The sequence below is a fragment of the Rossellomorea sp. KS-H15a genome (assembly GCF_024195245.1).
Classification (GTDB): domain Bacteria; phylum Bacillota; class Bacilli; order Bacillales; family Bacillaceae_B; genus Rossellomorea; species Rossellomorea vietnamensis.
On sequence record NZ_CP096886.1, the window covers coordinates 3,342,366 to 3,366,467 of the forward strand.

The following is a 24,102-nucleotide window of genomic DNA, read 5'->3' on the forward strand; positions in this document are numbered from 1 at the left end:
GCATAAGAAACAAAGCCTCCGCGGCTCGCGGGTCAACGCCCACATGCCATTGTGGATCGCCCTCAAGCCTTACTCCCAGATATGACCCAAAGCTGGGCGCCTCAAGCCAATTCCAGGAACTTCATCGATGTGCCCTTTAGTGGATTTTTAGGCCCACCTTCAGGATTGGTGGACTGACTAGAATACTGCACCACCCCAAAATTTATTCTAACCGTATTATAACATATGTTAAATCACTAGCTCAAATATAGAATGTTTTAATGATTCCGGGAAACGATCAAACGGGCAATTTCTGCCAGCAGACCGGAGTCCACCGGCATGGAAGTAAGGGCCGTCAGCGCCTCGTCCAGATGAAATTGAAGCTTCTCCTTCGCACCTTTCATCGATAAAAGGCTCGGATACGTACTCTTATGTTTCGATTCGTCGCTCCCCACCGGCTTACCAATCATTTCTTCAGAACCTTCAATGTCGAGGATATCATCCTGAATTTGGAACGCCAGACCGATGTGGTATGAAAACCGTTCAAGCAGCTCAAGTTCATTCTCTGACGCACCTGAAATGATCCCGCCGGCCAATACGCTGAATATGAGTAACTTCCCTGTCTTATGAACGTGAATGTTTTCAAGCTCCTGTACAGTTAACCGCTTATTCTCCCCTTCGATATCGGCAACCTGTCCGCCGACCATACCTTCTGGACCGGCACACCGTGCGAGAAGGGCGATGAGTTTCACCTTTTGGTCATTGGGTAAGGCTGAATCTTCTGCAATGAGCTGAAAGCTATATGTCAAGAGACCATCGCCTGCAAGAATCGCCGCTGCCTCCCCGAACATTTTATGATTGGTCGGCTTGCCTCTCCTTAAATCGTCATCATCCATGGAAGGAAGGTCATCATGGATCAAAGAATATGTATGAATCATTTCAAGGGCGGACGCAGTATTGAGGCCCAGCCTCGTGTTTTGATTGAACGTCCGGATCACTGCCAGCAGGAGGATGGGACGTATCCTTTTTCCACCTGCCTGCAGGGAATAAATCATGGCCTCCTTTAATACAGGAGGGATCTTTAGGCCTTCTACGGTCTCAACCATATGTTTGGTGATCAGTTCGCCATGTTCCTGTTGAAACTCTTTCAATGTAATGGGAGGATACATGTATTATTCCCCCTCATCGAGATCAAAGGATTTTTCCCCTTCATCCGTCATCATTTTCGTTAATTGATTTTCTGCTTTTTGCAACGTATCATGACAATATTTTGAAAGGTCCATCCCTTTTTGATAGAATTCCAACGCCTTCTCGAGGGGAACTTCCCCTTCTTCTAATTTCTCCACGATTTCTTCCAACTGATCCATAGCTGTTTCAAATGATAATTCTTCTTTAGATTTTGCCATTTTGCTCACGCTCCTCAACGGATTCAACTTCACAATGTATTTTTCCATCTTTGACATTAATCTCGATGCGGTCGCCTTCCTTTACCTGCCGAGATGACTTAATCAGATCTCCTCCGTCACGGTAAACGAGGCTGTATCCCCTGTCCATGATCTTCAATGGACTGAGGGCATGTAAGGTGGACAGCGCTGAAGTGAAACGATGATTCTTTTCTTTCAACACTTGTTTGAATTGCTTCTCAAGCATGGTCTGCATAGATAATACCCGTTCATGCTGCACCTTGATGATCTGGGATGGATGAACACGCTCTAGCCTTGAATGAAGAACGGATAATCGATCCCGGTCTTGTTTTACATGCATACTTATATTTCTTTGCAGTTGATCGGTCAGCCGGTCGACGGCCTCGACCTTCTGCTGATAAAGATTTCTGGGATTTCTCAGAGCATACGATTTGGTTAATCCATTTAATCGGTTTCTTTCGCTTTGCAGCTTTGTTTTAAACGATTTAATCAGCCTTAATTTCCGGTTCATGATCCTTTCCAATAGATCATCAATATGAGGAACAGCTAATTCCCCGGCAGCCGTCGGCGTAGGTGCCCTGAGATCTGCCACAAAATCGGCAATCGTAAAATCCGTCTCATGCCCCACGGCAGAAATGACGGGAACCTTTGACTCAACAATCGCTTTCGCCACTACTTCCTCGTTGAAAGCCCACAACTCTTCAATCGAACCGCCACCCCGGCCGATGATCAACACATCGATATCCCCGTGCTCATTCACCTTCCTCATGGCGTCTGAAATCGAGCCTGCCGCTTGATCGCCCTGGACCAGAGCAGGATAGACGAGTATTTCTCCAATCGGATACCTCCGCTTGATCGTCGTGATGATATCACGGATCGCAGCACCCGTCGGGGAGGTGACAACGGCGATCCGCTTCGGAAACTTAGGGATCATCCGTTTGCGCTCAGGCTCAAAGAATCCAGCCTTCTCGAGCTTCTCCTTCAGCTGTTCATACGCTAAATAAAGCTCACCGATTCCATCGGGCTGCATTTCTTTCACATAAATCTGATATTGCCCGCCTGACTCATACACGGAAATATCTCCGCGGATCAATACATTCATCCCATTTTCCGGCTTGAATTTCATTGACTGATTGTGACTTGAAAACATCACAGACAATATCCTGGCCTTTTCATCTTTCAGAGTAAAGTACATATGTCCGCTTGAGTGCCTTTTGAAGTTAGAAATTTCGCCCCGTACAAACAGGTTGGACAGATGCGGGTCCCTGTCGAATTTACGTTTTATGTATTTTGTCAGAGCTTGTACCGTTAAATAACGCGATTGATCAAGTTCCATGCTCACTGACTCCTTTGTCCCTTGCACCGAAATACATGCAGGAATACGGAAAGGGACCAGCGATTAGCCGTCCCTTTCCTTTTATGTTACGTATATTGTACTATTTTTTAACCATTTTGGCGATTCCGGAGAGCCCATTCGGCAGATTTCACCGTGTTATAAAGAAGCATGGTAATGGTCATCGGGCCGACTCCACCGGGAACAGGGGTGATTTTCCCTGCTTTTTCCTTTACTTCCTCAAAGTTTACGTCTCCGCACAGCTTGCCATCTTCATTACGATTCATGCCTACATCGATGATGACAGCCCCGGGTTTGATGTCTCGAGACCCGATCAGATTCGCTTTCCCTACGGCAGAAACGATAATATCCGCCTGTTGTGTGTAGGAAGACATATTGTCGGTTTTGGAATGGCAGTACGTCACGGTGGCATTCCGGTTCAGGAACAAGTGGCCTGCCGGCTTTCCGACAATGTTACTTCGCCCTAATATGACGACGTGTTTTCCTTCTACCGAAATGTTTTCATATTCAAGCATTTTCATGATCCCAAGCGGCGTGCAGGAATAGAAAGTATCTTGATTCGTCACCATTTTCCCGATAGAAACCGGATGAAAGCCGTCCACATCCTTCGATGGAGAAATCGTCTCAATCACGGTAATCGGGTTGATATGGTCCGGCAGTGGAAGTTGAACGAGAATTGCATGAATATGATCCTGTTCATTCAATTCTCTGATTTTTCCAAGCAGCTCTTCTTGTGTAAGAGTGGATTCATATAAATAAAGCTCTGAATGGATCCCAAGATTACTGCATGCCTTCCTCTTCATTTTCACATACGAATGGGAGGCATGGTTATCACCCACCAGGATGACCGCCAGGCCAGGTACGATTTCCTGCTCCTTCAGCTGTTCAATCTGAGTCTTTAATTGCTGCCGATAGTGATCTGCAATGAGCTTACCATCAATTATAGAAGCTGACATTCACTCGCCCCCTTACATTGTTAAGATTGACTTACCTTTGAAAGGACACCATTGATAAATTTACTGGATTGATCATCACCAAAGATCTTTGCTATTTCAACCGCTTCATTAATGACCACATTATTCGGAACGTCTTCTACAAACAGAAGCTCGTACACGCCTAGACGCAAAATATTACGATCGACTTTTGCCAGACGGTCAAATGACCATTTCTCCAGATTTTCACGAATATGGCCATCAATCCGTTCCTGATTCTCGATGAAGCCTAGAACGATCTGCTCAAGATACGCATCCATCTTCTCCTCTTCCTCCAGCACGTTCCTTAACGCAACTGCCGGCTCAATCCCACTCATATCTATTTGAAATAACGCCTGTAAAGCCTTTTCACGGGCAACTCTTCTCTTCATCTTCTATTTACTCCTTTTAATCCATCAATTTTCATACCTTTGATAATAGCACAAACCAAGGGCATTACGCACGCGTATGTAAAAAAATCAATATTCTGACAAGAAAAGCGGCAGACACAAAAAGAACGGCCCCCTAAAAGGACCGTTCTTCCCCATTACATTTCTTCGTCAATTTCAGCTTCAAACTTTTGGTTTTCAAATTGAACGCCAACGATATGAACATTCACTTCATCTGCTTCGAGAGCAGTCATGTTAAGCAAGGCTTGACGGATGTTATCCTGGATTTTTTGAGCGACCGTCGGGATGGCTACACCGAATTTCATGATGCAGTATACATCCACGATGATTCCTTCTTCGGCCAGTTCCACTTTGACACCCTTACCGTGGTTTTTCTTTCCAAGACGCTCGACGACACCTGTTGCGAAGTTTCCGCGCATTTGGGATACGCCTTCGACTTCTGACGCGGCGATTCCTGCGATCACTTCAATCACTTCAGGTGCGATTTCAATTTTCCCAAGACCGTCTTTACCGTGAGACATTTGTAAAAGGTTTTGATTTTCCGCCATGTATGGCACCTCCTGAATTCACACTAGGATTTCATTACTTCATATTTTTCTAAGAATTTCGTATTGAATTCCCCACCTACAAAGGTTTCATGATCTAATAGTCTGAGATGGAACGGGATGGTTGTGTGTATACCTTCAACCACAAATTCACTTAGAGCCCGCTTCATCCTTGAAATGGCTTCTTCACGTGTCGCTCCATAGGTAATCACTTTGGCAATCATGCTATCGTAATATGGAGGGATCATATAACCAGGATATGCGGCTGAGTCGACTCTTACGCCAATGCCGCCCGGTGGAAGATACATTTCAATCCGCCCCGCTGAAGGCATGAAATTCTTCTCTGGATTCTCGGCATTGATACGGCATTCAATGGCCCAGCCAGTGAACGTCACTTCTTCCTGTGTCAGGGAAAGCTTTTGTCCTGATGCCACGAGAATCTGTTCCTTAATCAAATCGACACCTGTTACTTGTTCCGTTACAGGATGTTCCACCTGGATACGCGTATTCATTTCCATAAAGTAGAATGATTGATTTACGTAATCATATATAAATTCTACCGTGCCGGCACCTGTATAATCAACCGCTTTGGCTGCTTTTACTGCTGCTTCCCCCATTTTAACACGATTCTCTTCTGTTAAAGCAGGCGACGGCGTTTCTTCAATCAGTTTTTGAAGACGGCGCTGAATCGTACAGTCCCGTTCACCAAGGTGGATCACGTTTCCGAAGTTATCGGCGAGCACTTGAATTTCCACGTGCCTGAAGTCCTCGATGAACTTCTCGATATATACACCCGGGTTTCCGAATGCAGTCATGGCTTCCTGTTGGGTGATCGTCACCCCTTTGATAAGCTCTTCCTGACTTTTCGCGACACGGATCCCTTTACCTCCGCCACCGGCAGTGGCTTTGATGATGACGGGATAACCCATGGATTCTGCAAGCTGAACTGCATCCTCTGCATCTTTCACTATGCCTTTTGAACCAGGGACAATCGGAACGCCTGCTTCTCTCATCGTTTCACGAGCCACATCTTTCGTCCCCATCTTGGAGATGGCTTCAGGTGAAGGACCGATGAAGATGATGTTGCAATCGCGGCACAACTCTGCAAAATCAGAGTTTTCGGCTAGAAATCCGTAACCCGGGTGGATCGCATCACAATCCGTCAGTTTTGCCACGCTGATGATATTTGTGAAATTCAGGTAGCTGTCTTTCGAAGCAGTAGGTCCGATGCAATAAGCTTCATCCGCTAATTGAACATGAAGTGCCTCTTTATCTGCTTCAGAATAAACGGCTACACTTTCAATGCCTAGATCTCGGCATGCACGAATGATACGTACAGCAATTTCTCCTCGATTGGCGATTAGTACCTTTTTTATCATATCTATATTCGCTCCTTATTCAGGTTTAACCAAGAATAACGGCTGACCATATTCCACTAATTGACCGTCTTTTACTAGTATTTCTACGATTTCGCCTTTTGCTTCGGCTTCGATTTCATTAAATAGTTTCATCGCTTCCACGATACATACCACTGAGCTTTCATCGACTTTATCCCCGACTTTTACATATGGACCTGATTCAGGTGAAGAGGATTGGTAGAATGTCCCAACCATCGGAGATGTGATTTTATGTAAGTTAGCATCTTCTGCGCCAGCTTGTGGAGCTTCTTTTTCCGGTTGTGCAGGAGCAGCAGCTTCCTGTACAGGTGCTTGTTGAACGGCTTGTGCAGCAGGTTTTACTTCTTCGACTGCTTGTACCACCGGCTGGGCCGATACGGTCACGCCATTATTTTTCTTTAGATTGATCTTAGAACCATCATGCTCGTATGTAAACTCTTCAACACTTGATTGATCTACGAGTTTGATTATTTCGCGAATTTCTTGAATTTTCAACACTGTTGACACCCCTCTTATAGTTTAAAAAATTATGACTAGCTACTAACATCATACGATAATACCTCGTATAAATTCAATATGCGATTCCTACCATCCTTTTAAAAGCGCATACAACCCTATCTCTATTCTAGACCTTTTTCGGAAAAAAATAAAATAATAGAAAAGGATTTTTCATTTATCTGATAAAAAGGTACAATAAGAAATTTCTGGCTTAAACATAAATAAGCCGCCTAAAGAGTCTGCTTTAGGCGGCAACGTGGCCTGGATCCGTTTAGTTTGCCGGCTGGAATTCCACTGCGACCGGCTTCATTTGTCCCACTTCACTCATGACCAGGCGGATGATTTCATTGGCATCGGCTTTAGTGTGCTCTTTGTCTGATTTCACTGTGATCCGGATGTTTTCTCCGTTTGCTCTGACAAGGGCATCATCGTAACCCATTGTTTTGATCATCGTTTCAAGGACCGATTCCGTCATGGCCAGTTCACGAAGGTTTTCCATCTGCTCATAGGCTGCACTCTTTTCTTCCGCTGACACATCCGCGTTTGCTACCTTCGCCTCCAGCTCTTCACGAAGCTGATCACGCTGGTCTGTCACTTCAAGACGCAATGCTTCGAACATTTCATTTCCAGCTGCGTCCGTGACGACTTCCATGCCGTTGTCTGACATTGTCTCTTTATCTCCACCTTTAGCCTGCTCTTTCGCATCCTTTTCCTGATAAGCCATATCTGTCGCTTGTTGTGTTGGTGACGTAATGTAGTAAACCGAAAGGACAATCACAAGACTCAACATCGTTAATAGCCAAACCGTTTGTTTTTTCAGTAACATCTATCATTTCCCCCTTATTGTTTGGGCAGGACCGATACCCGGTGACTTGGAACATCAAGGGCGCGGGTTACGGCCTCTATAATCCATTTTTTGATTTGTATGTTATCGGCTCCCTTTGCTACTACAAGGACACCGGTGACTTTAGGTTTTTTTGTTTCTTTCACAATGGGAACTTCTTTATCCCCGTTATTTACAATAACGATTTCTTCTTCCCGGGATTTATCTTCGATCGACCGCTTTCCACCTTCTTTGTCTTCTTCATCGGTGGATTGTGTTTTTGTAGATTCATTTTTTTCATACACTTTGGATTCTGTTGCCTCCACATTCACGACGACATATACATCGCTAACCCCGACAATTTGATCAAGGGCTTCTTTCAACTGATTTTCGTATCGATCTTCGTAATCCCTCATGGACCCATCCGATTCCTTTTGACCGGATCCGAATGTCGCCACTTCTTCAGGGGTACCTCCATCCACCTGCTTCGCAACCTCCACCCCTTGATCACCGCTCCATAGGTCGCTGATCAGCATGAAGGCCACTCCTATGAGAAGCACAATGAGAAAATAATGCAGCCTTTTACCTTTTTTTCCCCTTGGTGGAGAGTTTGCGTCTTCTTTTGACAACCATTCCTTCAGCATATTCAGCGGACCTTTATTAAAGTTCATTCGCTTCCCCAGTCCCCCCTTCAACTGTAATGATTATTTTGTCTTGTGTTAGATTCCATTGTTCGGCTAGTAAGGTGGCCAGTTGGGACGTATCTTCGTCGGATGTTTTCTTTCTTGTTTCAGATCCCGTATCGATCTCCACGTTCTGGACTGTTTCAATCGTGCTGTCTTTTTCACTTACCTTTTCTTTCACAATCACTGTCACTCCTGTAATACTGTCGGGAAGATTTTCTACGTCATCTGCTTGTATGGTCACCTTCTCAATGACTTTGCCGTGCTCATCCATCATCTCCTTTTCTGCTTCTTGTTTCATTTGGACAGCCATCTGTTCTAAAATATATGCACGTTGTGAGGCTTGTATTTCTTTTTTCTTCATTTCTATTTCATTTTCCATCGATTTATTCTGAGAAGGACCATTTAAATCTATGGAATTCATCACCTCATCAAAATCCGTGGACATCAATTTGAAGAGCGGTGTAAGGATGATGGTGATCAATAATAAGCCGGTCACGATTTTGGCATATTTCTGCATATTCGAGCTTGGAAGAAGCATGTCAATGACGGTGGCTAAGAGAACAAAGATGATGATATTTGTAATCCAATCGGTTAGAAATGACATGGCGGGACCCCCTTATCGCATCATCATCGTAATATTTCCCGCTGCAATGATGACGGTAAGACTTAAGAAAAACATAAAGGACACGATCGCCAGTGCCGCAAAGACATAAATCACACTCTTTGCGATGGTATCCAGGCATTCGATCACCGGCCCTCCCCCGAGAGGTTGAAGGAGAGCGGCCGCCAGTTTGTATATGAAGGCAATCATCAAGATCTTTATGGCCGGAAAGGCTGCAATGATCAGAACGATGGCGACACCCGCTATCCCCACCGTATTTTTGAGGAGGACAGATGCGCTGATCACGGTATCTGCTGCGTCCGTGAACATCCTGCCGATGACCGGGACAAAGTTGCCTGTCACAAATTTCGCTGTACGGATCGTTATACCGTCCGTAACGGCTGCGGTGGCACCCTGTACGGATATCACCCCGAGAAAGACCGTCATGAACGCCCCTAACAGTCCGATGCTCCAAGTTCTCAATAATTGAGCGAGCTGAGTCACTTTATAATGACTGGAAAGGGTGCTCACAATGCTCAGAAGGGCGGATAGGAACAGGAGGGGCAGCACGACATTTTGAATGAGCAGACCGCTTGTATTCATCAGGAAGATAATGACCGGGTGAAAGAAAGCTGCCGAAACCACGCCTCCTGAAGCGGCAATCAGGGCAAGGAGCAGCGGGATGAGGGCGATGATGAAATGGACCATGGTGGAGATCGCATCCCGGGTGTAGTCGATGGCCACGTGAAAACTATTCAGGGCGATGATGATCAGCACCATGAATATGATGCTGTATGCCACCTTGCTGACGCTTCCCCCTTCGAAAGCATTCTGCAGGGACTGGAGAAACATGCTGAAGATCGTGAGCATAATCAGGGTCCCCAATAACTTTCCATTCATCACAAGCTCCTGAAAGGCAAATTTGAAGATTCCGCTGAACCATGCCTTGAAGGAGAACTCTTTCTCGCCTTTCATGAAATCGATCAAACTGCCTTTTTGACTTTCGGGAAGATAGCCGCCGTATTGATCCACGATACTATTCCAGTATCCTGTCAATTCTTCAACCCCTAACCGGTCCAGCTGCGCATCGATCAATTCCTGCTGGATGTTTGTATCGGGAGGAGTCTGTTCATCCCCTTCTTCTGCTTGTCCACTTGAGGCTGTGATGAAAAAGATAACGAGTGCTGTGACGAGTATCCGGTATAATTGCAACATTATTCCACCTCTTAACGTTTCGCTTATCCAGTCGGAATCATATTGATGATCGTTTCGATGATGACTGTCAGAATGGGAACAGCCATTGCCAATATTAAGATCTTTCCGGCAAGCTCCACTTTCGCTGCCAGTGCCCCCTGCCCGGCATCTTTCGTAATGTGTGAAGCGAATTCCGCTATGTAAGCGATGCCGATGATCTTCAGGATGGTTTCCACATACACCATATTCACGTTTGCGTTTGCAGCCAATTTCTCAATCATATGAATGATGGAATAAATTTGATCAATAAGAAATAAAAAAATCGTACAACCTGTAAACACAATGAGCAGGAAAGCAAAATTTGGTTTTTGTTCTTTCACAATTAAAGCAAGAAAAGTAGCAACCAGTGCAATACCTACAATCTGGATGATTTCAATCGCGGACGCCCCCTTATCCTTGATATAAGAAGACCGATTTTATCTTCTGGAACAAATCATCGACAATCGAAGCCACCATGAACAAGATGTAGATGAACCCGAATAATGTCACCCACTGGGCATATTCCTTCTTTCCTACCTGATCTAAAATCGTATGCAAAAAGGCGACGACAATCCCTACTCCGGCAATCTTGAAAATAATATCCACGTCAATTCCCATATTTATTTCCCTCCTGGTTTCTAAGCCTCATCCCGTATGCCGTCCGCAAGTCAGAGTAGTAGGATGATCAACAAAAGTCCTGATAGAAAACCTAGACTTTTCGTCATCTTTTCATATTTCTTCTGCTTTTCAACGGCTTCCGTTTCTTCCCTATCCAGATGTTTAAGAGCAAGCTGGATATGTTTTTGCTGAGTCATCATGTCGTGTCTGCCAAGGTTTTCTCCGAATTGCTTCAGGATTTCATACTCACCCGCTTTAAAGGCCGTTAACTTCCAGACATCGTTCAGGCTTTCTTCCCATGCTTTCTTCACTGAGATCTCCTGCTCTGTCAATTTCTTCGAGAACGTTTCAAAAAACCAGGAAACAGGCTTTTGCAGTTGTTTGGAAATCTTTCTGGTCGCTTCGTGCAAAGGGGTATGACTATAGGTGATTTCAGCTTCCAATGACTGAAGGGCCAGCTTCAATAGCCGAAGCTGCCTTGGCCTTTCCGTCAAATATTTCGAAGCTTCGAACCCTGCCCAGGAAGTGGAAAGGAGAATAAATACAGCGCCAACAAGTTTTATCATTTACGTCACACTCACTTTTTTCAGAAGAGATTGTCCGTGTTCGTCCCACACCTCATGGACCTTACCCGGTTCATCCCCCCTCCTCAGTTCCACGAATCGTTCAATCGTCTGTAGATTCACAATATCCTTGATCACAGGTCTCTTCCTTACTTCGCTTAAAGAAGACCCATGCGTCGTCATGACAAGGGTAATACCGGCATTTACGGCTTCCTGAATCGCCTGACCGTCTTCCACCCGTCCGATTTCATCCACGATCAGGACATCCGGACTCATGGAACGGATCAGCATCATCATGCCTTCAGCTTTTGGACAGGCATCCAGCACGTCCACCCTCGGACCGAACATCAGCTGAGGGATGCCGTTCACGCAGCCGGCAATTTCTGATCGTTCATCAACGATCCCCACCTTGAATGGCGGGATATTTCTTTCAGGGACCCCCGTCGAAATCATCCTGGCCAGATCCCGTAACAGGGTCGTTTTGCCGGTCTGAGGGGAACCAATGAGCATCGTATGTTTCCAGCCGTCACTGTACACATATGGAAGGATGGACCGAGCTATGCCAAGCTTTTCCCTGGCAATCCGGATATTAAAAGAAGAGAGATTCCGAATCCCCTTCACAACTCCGCCCTCTAGTATCACCTTCCCGGCGAGCCCCACCCGATGCCCGCCTTCAATCGTGATATAGCCACGCTTCAATTCTTCTTCCAATGTATAAAATGAATGGCGGGATAATTTGTTAATGAGCTGTTCACTATCTTCTTCTGTGACCGTATAGGAAAGAAAGTATGGCTTCCCCCGTGCCGTTACCTCTAATACACGGTTGGTACGAACCCTGATTTCTTCTATCCGGTCAATCAGATCTTGTGGAAGGGACAGGACTTTATCAGATATAGTGCTGGGTAGAAAGGCTAGAACTTCTTGCATATGGAGACCTCCTAATCTTGTTCCACTTCGGGTAGAAGGATCTGGACCCTTCGTACATGCTTCCCGATAATACAATGTATTCTAGCGAATGGAGATTATGACAATAGAGTTGGGAGATTCGAGGTGGTCATTGGGAGTGGAATGGAAAAAGACAAAAAAAAGCCTGAACGGGATTCATCCCGTTCAGGCTTTTGATATTTATTCTTTATCCCCGTGATACGTAAGATCCGTCCGTTGTGTTAATGATCAGTGTGTCCCCTTCGTTCACGAAGAATGGAACGTTTACCACTAAACCTGTTTCAACAGTAGCTGGCTTGGATCCACCGGAAGCCGTGTCACCTTTGATTCCCGGTTCTGTTTCCGTCACTTTTAATTCAACAGAGTTTGGAAGCTCGACACCAAGCGTTTCGGCTCCATACATCATAATGGATACTTCCATGTTTTCTTTTAAATATTTCAATTCATATTCGATGGAAGAAGCAGGAAGCTCGATTTGATCGTAGCTTTCGTTGTCCATGAATACATGCATGTCCCCATTGGCATACAGGTACTGCATTTTACGGTTGTCGATCTGTGCTTTTCCAACTTTTTCACCGGCACGGAACGTTTTTTCCTGGATGGCACCTGTGCGCAGGTTACGAAGTTTAGAGCGGACGAACGCGGCTCCCTTACCTGGTTTAACGTGTTGGAAATCGATTACCCGCCAAATTCCGTTGTCGACTTCAACGGTTAAACCTGTGCGAAAATCATTTACTGAAATCATGTTTATTCCTCCTATTGATTAGTAGGCCTTTTTCAGGACTAAAATGGTAGAATGATTAGATCTTTTGTTGAGTGTGTTAGTGTTTCATTTGAATCTTCCGTTATGAGTGTATCGTCCTCGATGCGTACGCCGCCAACACCCGGTACATAGATACCTGGTTCAACGGTTACAATCATCCCAGGCTCGAGAACCACATCAGAGCGCGTAGAAAGTCCGGGTCCTTCGTGTACTTCAAGACCGATCCCATGCCCTAATGTGTGTCCGAAATACTCACCATAACCCTTTTCTGTTATGTAATCGCGTGCGATCGCATCCGCTTCCTTACCTGTCATGCCCGGCTTGATCCGGTCCATGGCAAGAAGCTGTGATTGAAGGACGACATCATAGATCTCTTTCAATTTCTCGCTTGGTTCTCCTACCGATAAAGTACGTGTCATATCGGAGCAGTATCCTTTATAGTATGCACCATAATCCAAGGTTACAAAATCACCTTTTTCAATGACTTTATCACTGGCCACCCCGTGAGGCAGTGCAGAACGATAACCTGAGGCAACGATGGTATCAAAAGAGGATGAAGTGGCTCCTGCTTTTCTCATGAAGAATTCTAATTCATTTGAAACCTCTAACTCTGTCACACCCGGTTTGATGAAATCTAATATATGCTTAAATGCTGCATCGGCGATATCCGCCGCATCCTTAATTATATTAAGCTCTTCAGGTGTCTTAATCAAGCGTAACTTTTCCACTAAACCGGATACCGGCACCATTTCCGCTTCCACTGTATCCCGGTAGCTTTCGAAAGCACTGTAGGTCATATCGTTCTTTTCGAAACCAAGTTTCGTAATACCCAGGTTCTTCACCTGCTTTGCCACTTCTTCATGAATCGGACCGGTATGCTGCACGATTTCATAATCAGCTGCCTGTTCCGTTGCTTGTTCTATGTATCTGAAATCGGTGATGAATAAGGCCTTCTCCTTTGAAATCAATACCACTCCCGAAGAACCCGTAAAGTTCGTCATATAGCGTCGGTTATACATACTCGTCAATAAAATACCGTCAAGTTCATTCTCTGAAAAGGTTTCACGTAATCGTTCAATTTTCATCGTGTTCCACTCCCTTAATGTTCATTATAATGGCTTTGAGGGCCAACTCGTACCCAAACAGTCCGAATCCGACGATCTGACCAATCGTCTCAGCTGCCACCACAGACTGATGCCTAAACTCTTCCCGTGCATGAATATTTGATATATGCACTTCCACAACCGGAACGGATACCGACGCCACAGCATCTCTCAACGCATAGCTGTAATGCGTGAACGCACCGGGGTTCAATATGATCCCCCCATATCCTTCATCTTCACAGGTGTGGATGATGTCAATCAATTCCCCTTCATGATTCGATTGAGCGGCAAGCAATTCATAACCGTCATCTTCTGCCTTGCTTTTCAAGGTTGATTCCAGTTGAGCCAGTGTGACATGACCGTAAATAGCGGGCTCCCGTTTCCCTAATCGGTTTAAATTGGGCCCATTTAACAGTAAGATTTTCACCATATGTAAACTCCTAAAAAAATAGAATGTTCATCATGAACATTCTAACATAAACCTTTTACCTATACCTACTTAATTGTCTGATAAATTAATGAGAAACTTCCCCTGATTTTTCCTTTTCATCCTGATGCCTTAATTCATTTTCTTCGTATGAAATCGAGTAACCTATAAATACACCGTAAAGAATATACAAACAGAACGTTGTGATCAATGTGTGATAATCAATGGCTGTAAAGGATTTTATGCTTGGGAAAAGTGGATTCAGTACCAGAAAAAAAGCCAGGTACAGAGCGATTCCGTACGCTGCACCAACCCACATGGACTTGAATTTTCTCAACAGGCCATAATAAATGAGGGCCACGCCGATCGATATGACACCATAAGCCACGATGGATAGAACGATACCGATCCATTTGTCCACCCAGTTCCCGACTGCCCAAGGTTCGAATATGATATTGGGTTCAATCTTCGTAAAGGAGAAGAAGTAGCAAATGTATGCAATCCCGCTCCATAACATCCCGGCTGTAAAGCCCGTCACGACGACCATTGCCGTGAAGGAAAGCGGTTTTTCACTTTGATTCTGCTCCAACCGTGGATTTTCTTTACTCTCTTCCGTCCCATTCTGGACCTTCTCATGTTGCCCTTTCTGTTCTGCCATCTGTAACACCTCCATTCGTAGTATGTCCCATAGAATGAAACATTTGCATGGAATGTTTATTTTTCTCTCCTCCAATCTGGACCAGATCGTAGATAAATAACATTCGGGAAACGCTCTCTCTAGTGATTTTCTTCAATATTTAGTAAAATAGATAATATCTTTTAAAGTTTCAGAAAAAAGAAGTGGGTTTGTCCCCTTCATACCCTGATAAAAAATCAATTTATACGGTTAAAGAAGGCCGAAATGGTCTAGAATAATAGTATAGATAATATCTAAGATGGATAGTGATGTAAGGAGGTGGCTTTGTTGAACGCTCGTAATATCTTTGTTTTCACACTCATTTTGTTGGCTATAATCGGGCTCGGAACTTCCCTGTTCGGAAATCCTTTAGGTCTTGCAAGGCAATTGCTGATTACAGCAGCCGTCATCGGGATCATCTATTTCATTTACAAAAGATGGTTCAGTGGAAGACGGACTGGAAATAGCAATGAACAGAGAGCGTTTGTTAAAGCAGCCAAGCAATCGAAGAAGCGGCATAAGAAGAAGTCTACAAGTAAACCTCAAGTATCCAATGTTTCAAAAAAACGTTCGATACGAAAAAAATCCAATGCCAAACTAACCGTAATTGAAGGAAAAAAGAATAAAAAAAACAATCGAGCTTCGTTTTAGGAGCTCGATTGTTTTTTTAATGGGGCCATGTCTGCAAAAAGGCTGCGGCCTTTGTTTTCCCGTATTGGACGAGTTCAATCTTCCGCTCGGGAGTGAGTTCGAATTCAGTGGTGAGTACCCCTTCAGTCGGTATAAAAATAATGTTCTTTTCAAGCTTTCTGGAAATATATCTTGAATCATGGGCGTCTTTCATGGTCGTAAAGAGGGCTCCATATAAATCAATGGCATTTTTGATCGGTTTTTTCGGCTTACTCATCAAGTCGTGACTAAGCTTCACTCCGAGTACCGGCCTTACCTTCTTCACATTTTCCCTGTCAAAGAGCCACATGGGGAAATTACTGAGCACCCCCCCGTCCACCATGAAACTGGTCCCTTCGAGTGAACGCAGTTTCACAGGTTCAAAGAAATAAGGAAGGCTCGCACTCATCCGAATCGCCCTGGCAACGGGAAAAGTTTCTTTCGGTATGCCGTATTTCTCAAGGTCATCAGGAAGTACAAGCAGTCTTCCGTTTGATAAATCCGATGCAATGACACGGAGGGACCTGGGGGGCAGATCGGCAAACGTATAGATCCCCCTCGCTTTCAGCTTTTCCTCCACCCAGCTTTCAAGTGCCGCTCCTTTATATAATCCTAAACGATAATAAACTCGAAACCACTTAAGGATCGGAAGGGAAATGACTGCGTTTGAATCCAACAGGTCTTTCAAATCAAGGTCGCCCATGATTTTGAGTAATTCACGACTTGAGTATCCTGCAGCGATAAATGCAGCAATCACTGCCCCTGCACTGGTTCCTGCCAGCCTCTTGAATGTGTATCCTTCCTCTTCAATCGCCTGGTACGCTCCAATCATGGCGAGCCCCTTTATACCTCCACCGGAAAATACGCCATCGATGTCCAAAGGCTCCACTCCTTTTAGTGTATTACTACATCTTTAATTCACCTGGAAGGATTTTAGACTAAAAAAAACAGGAGGGGAACCAGTCCCCTCCTGCGCATTTTAATGATTATAGTCCACACTTCAGCTGAGCGCCGCAGTTTGTACAAGTATTGCAACCACCCATATCTTTTACCGTACCTTTACGGCAGACCGGGCATGTATTCCCCACTTCAGAACCGATGGTTACGTCCGTGGAACGCACGTCCTGGATTGTATCCAGTAATACGATCGGCTTTTTAGCGGTCGGAATGTCATGTTGTTCCTGTTCATTTTCATCATCAAAGCTGTTTTCTTCCGCTTTAAGGGTAAGCACCTGAGAATCACGGCTTCCGTCCACATACACGGTACCGCCCTTTGCTCCACCTTTATACAGTCGTTCATATACTTTTTCTACCTGTTCTACCGTATAACCACGAGGGGCATTCACGGTTTTCGAAATGGAGCTGTCGATCCAATTTTGGATGACGCATTGAACGTCGGCATGTGCTTGTGGAGCCAGGCTCATGGAAGAGATAAACCATTCCGGAAGATTGTCTGCATCCGCATCCGGATTTCTCTTCAAGTAATCCTCTACAATATCCGCCTTTACTTCAATGAATTTACCGAGACGTCCACTTCTGTAATAGGTGAAGGAGAAGTATGGCTCAAGACCCGTCGACACCCCGACCATCGTACCGGTCGAACCTGTTGGGGCCACCGTCAGCAGATGGGAATTCCGGATTCCGTACTCTTCAATGTCATGACGTACGTCTTCAGGCATTTTCTTCATAAAGCCTGTTTCCACGAATGCCTTACGCAAGGCCTTCGTTTCTTCATCAGTGCTTCCAGTCAGGAATGGGAAGCTTCCTTTTTCCTTCGATAATTCAACGGAAGCACGATAAGCAGTTGTCGCGATGACTTCAAAGACTTCATCCACAAGCCTGTTACCTTCTTCTGATCCGTATTCTTTTTCACAGTAGATCAATAAGTCGGCAAGACCCATTACGCCAAGGCCTACGCGTCGCTCCCCGAGAGCCTGCTTCTTATTTTCATCCAGGAAGTATGGAGTCGCGTCGATGACATTATCCTGCATGCGAACACCGACTTCAACCGTACGCTTCAATTTCTCGAAATCAACGGTCTTCGTCTCTTTATCCGCAAACTGAGCAAGGTTGACGGCTGCCAGGTTACACACTGAATATGGAGCAAGGGGCTGCTCGCCGCATGGGTTCGTGGCCACTACCTTTTGGCCGTATGCTTTCGCATTCGTCATATCATTGGCGTTATCGATAAAGAAGATTCCTGGTTCAGCTGAGTAGGTTGCACACACATTGATCAGGTTCCACAGTTCTTTCGCCTTGATCTTTCGGTATGTGCGAACTTTGTATCCAAGCTTTTCCCATTCGCGCACATCGCCTACATTATGCCATTCTTCATTATAATAGTTCATTTGCTCTTCGTTATAACTTTCCACATCAGGGAAGCGAAGCTCATATTCACGATCGTTCTCCACGGCTTCCATGAAGTCGCTTGTCAGGCAGACGGAGATGTTCGCCCCTGTCAGGAATTCTGAATTATGGACACTGTATGTGCCCCCTGTGCGCAGTTTTTCTTCCGCATTCTTAAGGATCTTCACATCGAATCCACCATAGCCGGGGATCTGTCTGTAGTTCAGGATCCCTTGATACATCGCTTCCTCTTGTTCAGTCAGCGGGGTGAATTTCAACTTATCCTGAGCCGCCTTTTTGATGGTTTCATCTTCCGTGTTTTCAAGAAGATAACGCAGGATACGCGGGTTTTGCATTTTAGAGATAATGAATTCAATAATATCGGGATGCCAATCTGAAAGCATGATCATTTGTGCCCCACGTCTTGATCCGCCCTGCTCAACCAAGTGAGTCAGTTTCGCGATGTCATCCAGCCAGGAAACGGAACCTGATGATTTCCCGTTGACACCTTTCGCGAGAGTATTGCGTGGACGAAGGGTCGATCCGTTCGTTCCGACTCCGCCGCCGCGGCTCATAATCTCCATCACCTGCTTGCGGTGCTCTGAGATACCTTCGCGGGAATCCTGTACGAATGGCATCACATAACAGTTGAAATACGTTACATCCGTGCCTGCACCCGCTCCGTATAGGACACGTCCAGCAGGAACAAAATGGAGATTCACTAGCTCATGATAGAATTTTTCAAACCAAACCTGTCTCTTTTCAGGAGTTTCTTCCACCTCTGCCAAGCCTGTTGCGTTACGCTTCGCAATTTGTTCATAGTAGACTTCAAGTGGTTTCTCAATGACATCGAGTGTCCTCGAGACAATCCCTGTCTCCATCTCCTCCGGTTTATCGATGGCACTTCTGTACTCTTCTTCGATCCAGACAGATGCTTTTTTCGTTTCCCAATCGATGCTTGAAATGTAGCCCAATCCCCTTGCAGGAAACTTGGGATCTTCCTTGATGGTGAGGACCACGAAGTCTCCTTCGCTAAGTGTGATCTTTTCCGTATCCTTGAACGAATAACGATCGATCATGACCAGACGGGAGACACCTTTGTGTGTAGTAGTCATATCCGGTGTGATGGGATGTACTTGAGGAAACAATCCAATATCCTTATTTAATCTCTCGGTGTTTAATTTCATCGCATTTTTCGACGCAACAGTCATAAAGACAACTCCTTCTATCTCAAATGTTTCAGTTTCTGTTTTCTTCGCTGATGTCTTATATCAAGTATTAAGATATCATAGCCATTCTGGAAAAGCAATAAATAAACACAACATATTGTGTACGAAAAATTATTCGACACACCATATATTGTGTTTCAGGTCAATAGGTCATTTGTTTGTCAAACGGTTAATATGCCAATAAAAATAGAAAACAGGAGAAAAGAATAGAAAAACATCTATTAATCCCGCTATTTCTATTAATTTTGAACTTGATATAATATAAAGCACCGTAATCGTTGGTAAAATAGGAAAAAAGCGACAAGCATCGCTTTTTTTCAACAAAAAATTTTTTAACGTTTAAAATTCCACTCATCAGATTCGTATCGTGATTTGGCAAGATCCACAACATATTGTGTTTCCTCTTCAGAGAGCTCATAGGGCTCGAGATGGATATTCAATCCTTCCTCAAAACCTTTTTTGAATGCTTCCTTCGCCATATCCATTGTGACCGGCACTGAACTGATCTCATTCATTGCAACAGCCTTGCTTTTAAATGCCCGCTGCATACGCTCTTTTACCCTGTCGGAGGGGTATTTGAACAGGCTGAACAACTTATCCTCATCAAGGTCCAATAGAATCGAGCCGTGCTGAAGGATAACACCTTTTTGTCTCGTCTGTGCACTTCCTGCCACTTTTCGTCCTTCCACGACAAGCTCATACCAGCTCGGGGCATCAAAGCAAACCGCCGATCGCGGATTCTTTAATCCTTCCCGTTCTTCTGCCGTCCTTGGTACAGCAAAGTAGGCTTCGAGACCAAGCCCTTGAAATCCCTTCAGAATCCCTTCTGAAATCACACGGTACGCTTCTGTGACTGTCCTTGGCATTTCCGGATGTTCTTCTGACACGATGACGCTGTACGTCAATTCATGTTCATGAAGAACCCCTCTGCCTCCCGTCGGCCGTCTTACAAAACCAAGTCCGTGTTCTTTGACAGCGTCAAGATTGATTTCCTTTTCTACTTTTTGAAAATAACCGACAGAAAGTGTCGCTGGATCCCACCCGTAAAACCGGATCGTAGGAGGGATCTTCCCTTCACTGTGCCAATCGAGCAAGGCCTCATCAAGGGCCATATTATAAGAGGGAGAACAATTCCCGGAGTCAATGAATCTCCACGTTTCCTTTTTCATGCAGCATACCTCATTTGCGTCTTCTATTTAATAGCGTTATGTAAAAATTCATCTTCATTCAAGTCCGTTACTAGTCTATCAAATCCAATCGAAAAAACAAAGAAAAACAGATTGGAAAGTCTTTGCTGTAAAATAATAAATTTGTTTTGATTCTTACGCACTTCATGAATATAATAGAAGGTAGCGCATTTGTAGAAAGGAGCATGAATGATGGAAGGATTATATATTCTTTTAGTCGTACTTGGTGGAATCATCATCTATTCACTTTTTACGTTCTTCTATCAAAAGAGAATCGTGAATACACTGAATGAGGAAGAATTTCGAGCAGGATATCGTAAAGCTCAATTGATAGATGTTCGTGAAGCGAATGAATTTGAAAACGGTCACGTCCTCGGTGCACGCAATATTCCTTTGTCACAGATCAAAATGAGACAAAAGGAAATCCGCTCAGATCAACCCGTATACCTTTATTGCCAAAGCGGGCTCCGCAGTGGAAGAGCAGCTCAAATGCTGCACAAAAAAGGGTACCGCAATCTTCACCAGTTACAAGGTGGATTTAAAAAATGGACAGGGAAAGTAAAGCATAAAAAATAATGCAGAGAGATCGCCCCTGGGCGATCTTTTTTTTTGCATGCGGTTCGTGAGTGGCCGGGATGCATCCGCAAATGGAACTAAATGGTTTACGGCTGGATTTTTTGATCTTTCGGCCGAATTATTGACCAAAACGGCTGGTTTCCTGTTCATTTCCGCTGGATGATCACCCATAACGGCTGGATTCCTCATCACCATCACTACATATCACAGGTCCGTCCCTCAACTAAAAGCCCTGCAGAGATTTTCCTGCAGGGCTTTCGGTGTCAATGGTATGTTTAGCTCTCTTTTGTATAACGGAGTACCGGTTTTCTTGCAGCCAGTGTTTCATCCATACGCTTCACGATGGTTGTGTGAGGGGCTTCCTGGACGATTTCCGGTGTTTCTTCTGCTTCTTTGGCAATTTGGATCATGGCATCAATGAAGGAATCAAGGGTTTCTTTGGATTCTGTTTCCGTCGGTTCGATCATCATGCACTCTTCCACGTTTAACGGGAAGTAAATGGTTGGTGGATGATATCCGAAGTCCAGTAGTCGCTTCGCAATATCCAATGTTCGGACGCCGAGCTTCTTCTGACGTTTCCCACTGATGACAAACTCATGCTTACAATGACGATCGTATGGCAGGTCAAAGTGAGGTGCCAGTCGACGCATCATGTAGTTGGCATTCAGGACCGCGTTTTCCGTTACGGCTCTCAGTCCGTCCGGCCCCATCGTCCTGATATACGTATACGCACGGACATTGATTCCAAAGTTTCCATAGTAAGGTTTTACCCGTCCGATGGATTCAGGTCTGTTGTAATCGAATTCGAACGTGTCACCATTTTTCACCAGTACCGGTTTAGGAAGGTATTTAATCAAGTCTTCCTTCACTCCTACAGGACCGCTTCCCGGACCACCGCCACCGTGAGGGCCAGTGAATGTTTTGTGGAGATTTAAATGTACGACGTCAAATCCCATATCCCCCGGTCTTGCTTTTGAAAGGACGGCATTTAGATTGGCACCATCATAATACAGCTTTCCGCCAGCTTCATGAATGATGGAAGCCATTTCCATGATATTCTCTTCGAATAATCCAAGGGTGTTCGGGTTTGTCAACATCAGGGCAGCCGTGTCATCCCCGACGACGCGCTTAAGATCGTCTAAATCGACGAGTCCATTATCGTTTGACTTCACCGTAACCGTTTCAAAGCCGGCAACCGTTGCACTGGCCGGGTTAGTTCCATGAGCTGAATCGGGTACGATGACCTTCGTACGGTGTGTATCACCATTTGCTTCATGATAAGCACGGATCATCATAAGCCCGGTCCATTCGCCATGGGCCCCTGCAGCAGGTTGAAGGGTGACTTCATCCATACCGGTGATTTCTTTCAAATGCTCTTGCAGGTCATACATCAGTTCAAGGGCACCTTGAACGCTTTCCGGTTCCTGCAGCGGGTTGATATGGGCGAATCCGTTCAAGCGTGCAACGTTTTCGTTCACTTTCGGATTGTACTTCATCGTACAGGATCCAAGTGGATAGAAACCGGAGTCCACACCGTGATTACGCTTGGACAGTGCCGTATAGTGGCGCATGATATCAAGTTCCGAAACCTCCGGGAGTTCCGGTGCTTCTGTGCGGATGTAATCTGATGGAATGAGCTCGGATAAATCTACCTGAGGTACATCCATTTCAGGTAAGCTGTAACCAATTCGGCCTTCTTTAGATAATTCAAAAATAAGAGGTTGATCTTGCTTATTCATGACAATCCCCCAATTCTGCTGCGAATGCGTCGATTTCATCTTTGCTGCGAAGTTCCGTGACAGCCACCAGCATATGCTGCGTTAAGCTGTCATCCATAAGTCCAAGGTCATATCCACCAATCATGTCTTTTTCGAGTAGCTTTTGATTGATTTCTTTGACAGGCCTATTTACCTTTATGACAAACTCATTGAATGATGGTCCTTCAAACGCGACGAGGAACCCTTTCGCTTTCAAGGCTTCTTTAGCGTAATGAGCTTTTTGGATATTCTGAATGGCCATTTCTTTGACACCCTGTTTTCCTAGTGCCGTCATCGCGACGGATGCAGCGAGTGCATTCAATGCCTGATTGGAACAGATATTCGATGTCGCTTTATCGCGACGGATATGTTGTTCACGGGCTTGGAGAGTCAAAACGAAACCGCGGATACCGTCTTCATCAACGGTTTGACCGACCAGGCGTCCAGGTACCTTGCGCATAAGCTTCTTATTCACGGCGAAGTATCCGCAGTGAGGTCCACCGAAGGCGCTCGGGATACCGAATGGCTGTGCATCCCCAATGACAATGTCCGCCCCTAATTTCCCCGGAGGTGTAAGTGCCCCGAGTGCGAGGGGATTTGAGGACACGACGAACATCGCTTTTTCCCCATGTGCCACTTCTTCGATCGCTTTCAGCTCTTCCACACGTCCAAAGAAGTTAGGATATTGAACGATGACCGCTGCAATCTCATCACTCATTAATTTCTTAAGTTCTTCCACATCGGTTACACCATCCGTGTGCGGAATCTCCACCACTTCGATATACTGACCTTTTGCATATGAGCGCAAAACATCACGTGATTCGGGATGGACTGTGCTAGACACTAGGACCTTCTTCCGGCGGGTCTGGCCAGCACTCAGCATTGCTGCCTCTGCAAGGGCCGTCCCCCCATCATACATAGAGGAGTTGGCTACATCCATTCCTGTCAGTTCACAAATCATCGTCTGGAATTCAAAGATGGCTTGAAGTTCCCCTTGGGAAATTTCAGGCTGATACGGCGTATACGCTGTATAAAACTCTGATCGTGATAATACGTGATCTACGATGATGGGCATGTAGTGATCATAGACCCCTGCCCCGAGAAACGATGTATGACTTTTCAGGTCAGCATTCTTCGCTGCCATTTTAGTCAGTTCCTTTACCAATTCCGTTTCGGACTTCGCTTCTTTGATGTTGTAATCCCCTTTGAAACGAACCTGTTCAGGAATATCTTCAAATAGATCGTTAACGCTGTCTACTCCTATTTGTTCTAACATTTCCCTTTGATCCTGCTCTGTCATCGGTAAATAACGATGCTTCATG

Annotated in this window: 27 protein-coding genes; 2 read left to right on the forward strand and 25 right to left on the reverse strand. The window is 45.1% G+C overall.

What is annotated here, in order from left to right; all coding sequences use genetic code 11:
- Positions 1-257 precede the first annotated feature (257 nt).
- The 20 genes from M1J35_RS17110 to M1J35_RS17205 all read right to left on the reverse strand — a co-directional run bounded on the left by M1J35_RS17110 (position 258) and on the right by M1J35_RS17205 (position 14,998).
- On the reverse strand, positions 258-1,148 hold the full coding sequence (locus M1J35_RS17110; RefSeq protein ID WP_305882318.1) for a polyprenyl synthetase family protein: 891 nt from the start codon (positions 1,146-1,148) through the stop codon (positions 258-260).
- 3 nt (positions 1,149-1,151) lie between these two features.
- A complete protein-coding gene (xseB, locus tag M1J35_RS17115) occupies positions 1,152-1,385 on the reverse strand; it encodes an exodeoxyribonuclease VII small subunit (RefSeq protein WP_061809680.1) in 234 nt (77 codons plus the stop codon).
- Positions 1,372-2,739, reverse strand: a complete 1,368-nt coding sequence (gene xseA, locus M1J35_RS17120) for an exodeoxyribonuclease VII large subunit (protein ID WP_254651808.1) — start codon at positions 2,737-2,739, stop codon at positions 1,372-1,374. The genes xseB and xseA overlap by 14 nt, the downstream gene beginning before the upstream one ends.
- Before the next feature lie 107 nt (positions 2,740-2,846).
- Positions 2,847-3,713 (reverse strand): bifunctional methylenetetrahydrofolate dehydrogenase/methenyltetrahydrofolate cyclohydrolase FolD, encoded by an 867-nt coding sequence (gene folD / locus M1J35_RS17125; protein ID WP_254651809.1) that lies wholly within the window; start codon positions 3,711-3,713, stop codon positions 2,847-2,849.
- A 20-nt stretch (positions 3,714-3,733) separates the two neighbouring features.
- The gene (nusB, locus tag M1J35_RS17130; protein WP_224519541.1) at positions 3,734-4,120 is read right to left on the reverse strand and encodes a transcription antitermination factor NusB; all 387 of its coding nucleotides are present in this window, start codon (positions 4,118-4,120) and stop codon (positions 3,734-3,736) included.
- 155 nt (positions 4,121-4,275) lie between these two features.
- Positions 4,276-4,686: an Asp23/Gls24 family envelope stress response protein gene (locus tag M1J35_RS17135; protein WP_159362225.1), complete on the reverse strand. Its 411-nt coding sequence runs from the start codon at positions 4,684-4,686 to the stop codon at positions 4,276-4,278.
- Between the two features lie 23 nt (positions 4,687-4,709).
- Positions 4,710-6,062: an acetyl-CoA carboxylase biotin carboxylase subunit gene (gene accC / locus M1J35_RS17140; protein WP_034758023.1), complete on the reverse strand. Its 1,353-nt coding sequence runs from the start codon at positions 6,060-6,062 to the stop codon at positions 4,710-4,712.
- 15 nt (positions 6,063-6,077) lie between these two features.
- On the reverse strand, positions 6,078-6,578 hold the full coding sequence (gene accB, locus M1J35_RS17145) for an acetyl-CoA carboxylase biotin carboxyl carrier protein (protein WP_061809676.1): 501 nt from the start codon (positions 6,576-6,578) through the stop codon (positions 6,078-6,080).
- Positions 6,579-6,849: 271 nt separating this feature from the next.
- Positions 6,850-7,404: a SpoIIIAH-like family protein gene (locus tag M1J35_RS17150; protein WP_224519540.1), complete on the reverse strand. Its 555-nt coding sequence runs from the start codon at positions 7,402-7,404 to the stop codon at positions 6,850-6,852.
- A 14-nt stretch (positions 7,405-7,418) separates the two neighbouring features.
- On the reverse strand, positions 7,419-8,072 hold the full coding sequence (spoIIIAG, locus tag M1J35_RS17155; RefSeq protein WP_224519539.1) for a stage III sporulation protein AG: 654 nt from the start codon (positions 8,070-8,072) through the stop codon (positions 7,419-7,421).
- Positions 8,062-8,691 (reverse strand): stage III sporulation protein AF, encoded by a 630-nt coding sequence (spoIIIAF, locus tag M1J35_RS17160; RefSeq protein WP_254651810.1) that lies wholly within the window; start codon positions 8,689-8,691, stop codon positions 8,062-8,064. The genes spoIIIAG and spoIIIAF overlap by 11 nt, the downstream gene beginning before the upstream one ends.
- A 12-nt stretch (positions 8,692-8,703) precedes the next feature.
- Positions 8,704-9,903: a stage III sporulation protein AE gene (spoIIIAE, locus tag M1J35_RS17165; protein ID WP_034758010.1), complete on the reverse strand. Its 1,200-nt coding sequence runs from the start codon at positions 9,901-9,903 to the stop codon at positions 8,704-8,706.
- A gap of 23 nt (positions 9,904-9,926) precedes the next feature.
- Positions 9,927-10,319: a stage III sporulation protein AD gene (spoIIIAD, locus tag M1J35_RS17170; protein ID WP_094075148.1), complete on the reverse strand. Its 393-nt coding sequence runs from the start codon at positions 10,317-10,319 to the stop codon at positions 9,927-9,929.
- A 13-nt stretch (positions 10,320-10,332) separates the two neighbouring features.
- Positions 10,333-10,539, reverse strand: a complete 207-nt coding sequence (spoIIIAC, locus tag M1J35_RS17175; RefSeq protein ID WP_034758004.1) for a stage III sporulation protein AC — start codon at positions 10,537-10,539, stop codon at positions 10,333-10,335.
- A 50-nt stretch (positions 10,540-10,589) separates the two neighbouring features.
- Positions 10,590-11,105: a stage III sporulation protein SpoIIIAB gene (gene spoIIIAB / locus M1J35_RS17180; protein ID WP_034758002.1), complete on the reverse strand. Its 516-nt coding sequence runs from the start codon at positions 11,103-11,105 to the stop codon at positions 10,590-10,592.
- Positions 11,106-12,029, reverse strand: a complete 924-nt coding sequence (gene spoIIIAA / locus M1J35_RS17185) for a stage III sporulation protein AA (RefSeq protein WP_061809672.1) — start codon at positions 12,027-12,029, stop codon at positions 11,106-11,108.
- Between the two features lie 205 nt (positions 12,030-12,234).
- On the reverse strand, positions 12,235-12,792 hold the full coding sequence (gene efp, locus M1J35_RS17190) for an elongation factor P (RefSeq protein ID WP_060672204.1): 558 nt from the start codon (positions 12,790-12,792) through the stop codon (positions 12,235-12,237).
- Positions 12,793-12,830: 38 nt separating this feature from the next.
- The gene (locus M1J35_RS17195; RefSeq protein WP_061809671.1) at positions 12,831-13,895 is read right to left on the reverse strand and encodes a M24 family metallopeptidase; all 1,065 of its coding nucleotides are present in this window, start codon (positions 13,893-13,895) and stop codon (positions 12,831-12,833) included.
- Positions 13,885-14,343, reverse strand: a complete 459-nt coding sequence (aroQ, locus tag M1J35_RS17200) for a type II 3-dehydroquinate dehydratase (RefSeq protein ID WP_061809670.1) — start codon at positions 14,341-14,343, stop codon at positions 13,885-13,887. The genes M1J35_RS17195 and aroQ overlap by 11 nt, the downstream gene beginning before the upstream one ends.
- Positions 14,344-14,428: 85 nt before the next feature.
- Complete coding sequence (locus tag M1J35_RS17205) at positions 14,429-14,998, reverse strand: YqhR family membrane protein (RefSeq protein ID WP_061809669.1); 570 nt, start codon at positions 14,996-14,998, stop codon at positions 14,429-14,431.
- Positions 14,999-15,304: 306 nt separating this feature from the next.
- On the opposite strand from M1J35_RS17205, the gene M1J35_RS17210 reads away from it, so the two are divergent.
- On the forward strand, positions 15,305-15,667 hold the full coding sequence (locus tag M1J35_RS17210; RefSeq protein ID WP_051758230.1) for an SA1362 family protein: 363 nt from the start codon (positions 15,305-15,307) through the stop codon (positions 15,665-15,667).
- 16 nt (positions 15,668-15,683) lie between these two features.
- On the opposite strand, the gene M1J35_RS17215 is transcribed toward M1J35_RS17210, so the two are convergent.
- From M1J35_RS17215 to M1J35_RS17225, 3 genes are all read right to left on the reverse strand, one after another.
- Entirely contained in the window at positions 15,684-16,565 is an 882-nt protein-coding gene (locus tag M1J35_RS17215) for a patatin-like phospholipase family protein (protein ID WP_079531714.1), read from the reverse strand.
- A 106-nt stretch (positions 16,566-16,671) separates the two neighbouring features.
- Positions 16,672-19,242 carry a vitamin B12-dependent ribonucleotide reductase gene (locus M1J35_RS17220; RefSeq protein ID WP_224519535.1) on the reverse strand — a complete coding sequence of 857 codons (2,571 nt, stop codon included), beginning with the start codon at positions 19,240-19,242 and terminating at the stop codon, positions 16,672-16,674.
- A 350-nt stretch (positions 19,243-19,592) separates the two neighbouring features.
- Entirely contained in the window at positions 19,593-20,429 is an 837-nt protein-coding gene (locus M1J35_RS17225; protein WP_224519534.1) for a lipoate--protein ligase family protein, read from the reverse strand.
- A 210-nt stretch (positions 20,430-20,639) separates the two neighbouring features.
- On the opposite strand from M1J35_RS17225, the gene M1J35_RS17230 reads away from it, so the two are divergent.
- On the forward strand, positions 20,640-21,023 hold the full coding sequence (locus M1J35_RS17230; protein ID WP_034757979.1) for a rhodanese-like domain-containing protein: 384 nt from the start codon (positions 20,640-20,642) through the stop codon (positions 21,021-21,023).
- Between the two features lie 275 nt (positions 21,024-21,298).
- On the opposite strand, the gene gcvPB is transcribed toward M1J35_RS17230, so the two are convergent.
- Positions 21,299-22,762: an aminomethyl-transferring glycine dehydrogenase subunit GcvPB gene (gene gcvPB / locus M1J35_RS17235; protein ID WP_034757969.1), complete on the reverse strand. Its 1,464-nt coding sequence runs from the start codon at positions 22,760-22,762 to the stop codon at positions 21,299-21,301.
- Positions 22,755-24,101 carry an aminomethyl-transferring glycine dehydrogenase subunit GcvPA gene (gene gcvPA / locus M1J35_RS17240; protein WP_034757966.1) on the reverse strand — a complete coding sequence of 449 codons (1,347 nt, stop codon included), beginning with the start codon at positions 24,099-24,101 and terminating at the stop codon, positions 22,755-22,757. The genes gcvPB and gcvPA overlap by 8 nt, the downstream gene beginning before the upstream one ends.
- Between the last annotated feature and the right edge of the window lies 1 nt (position 24,102).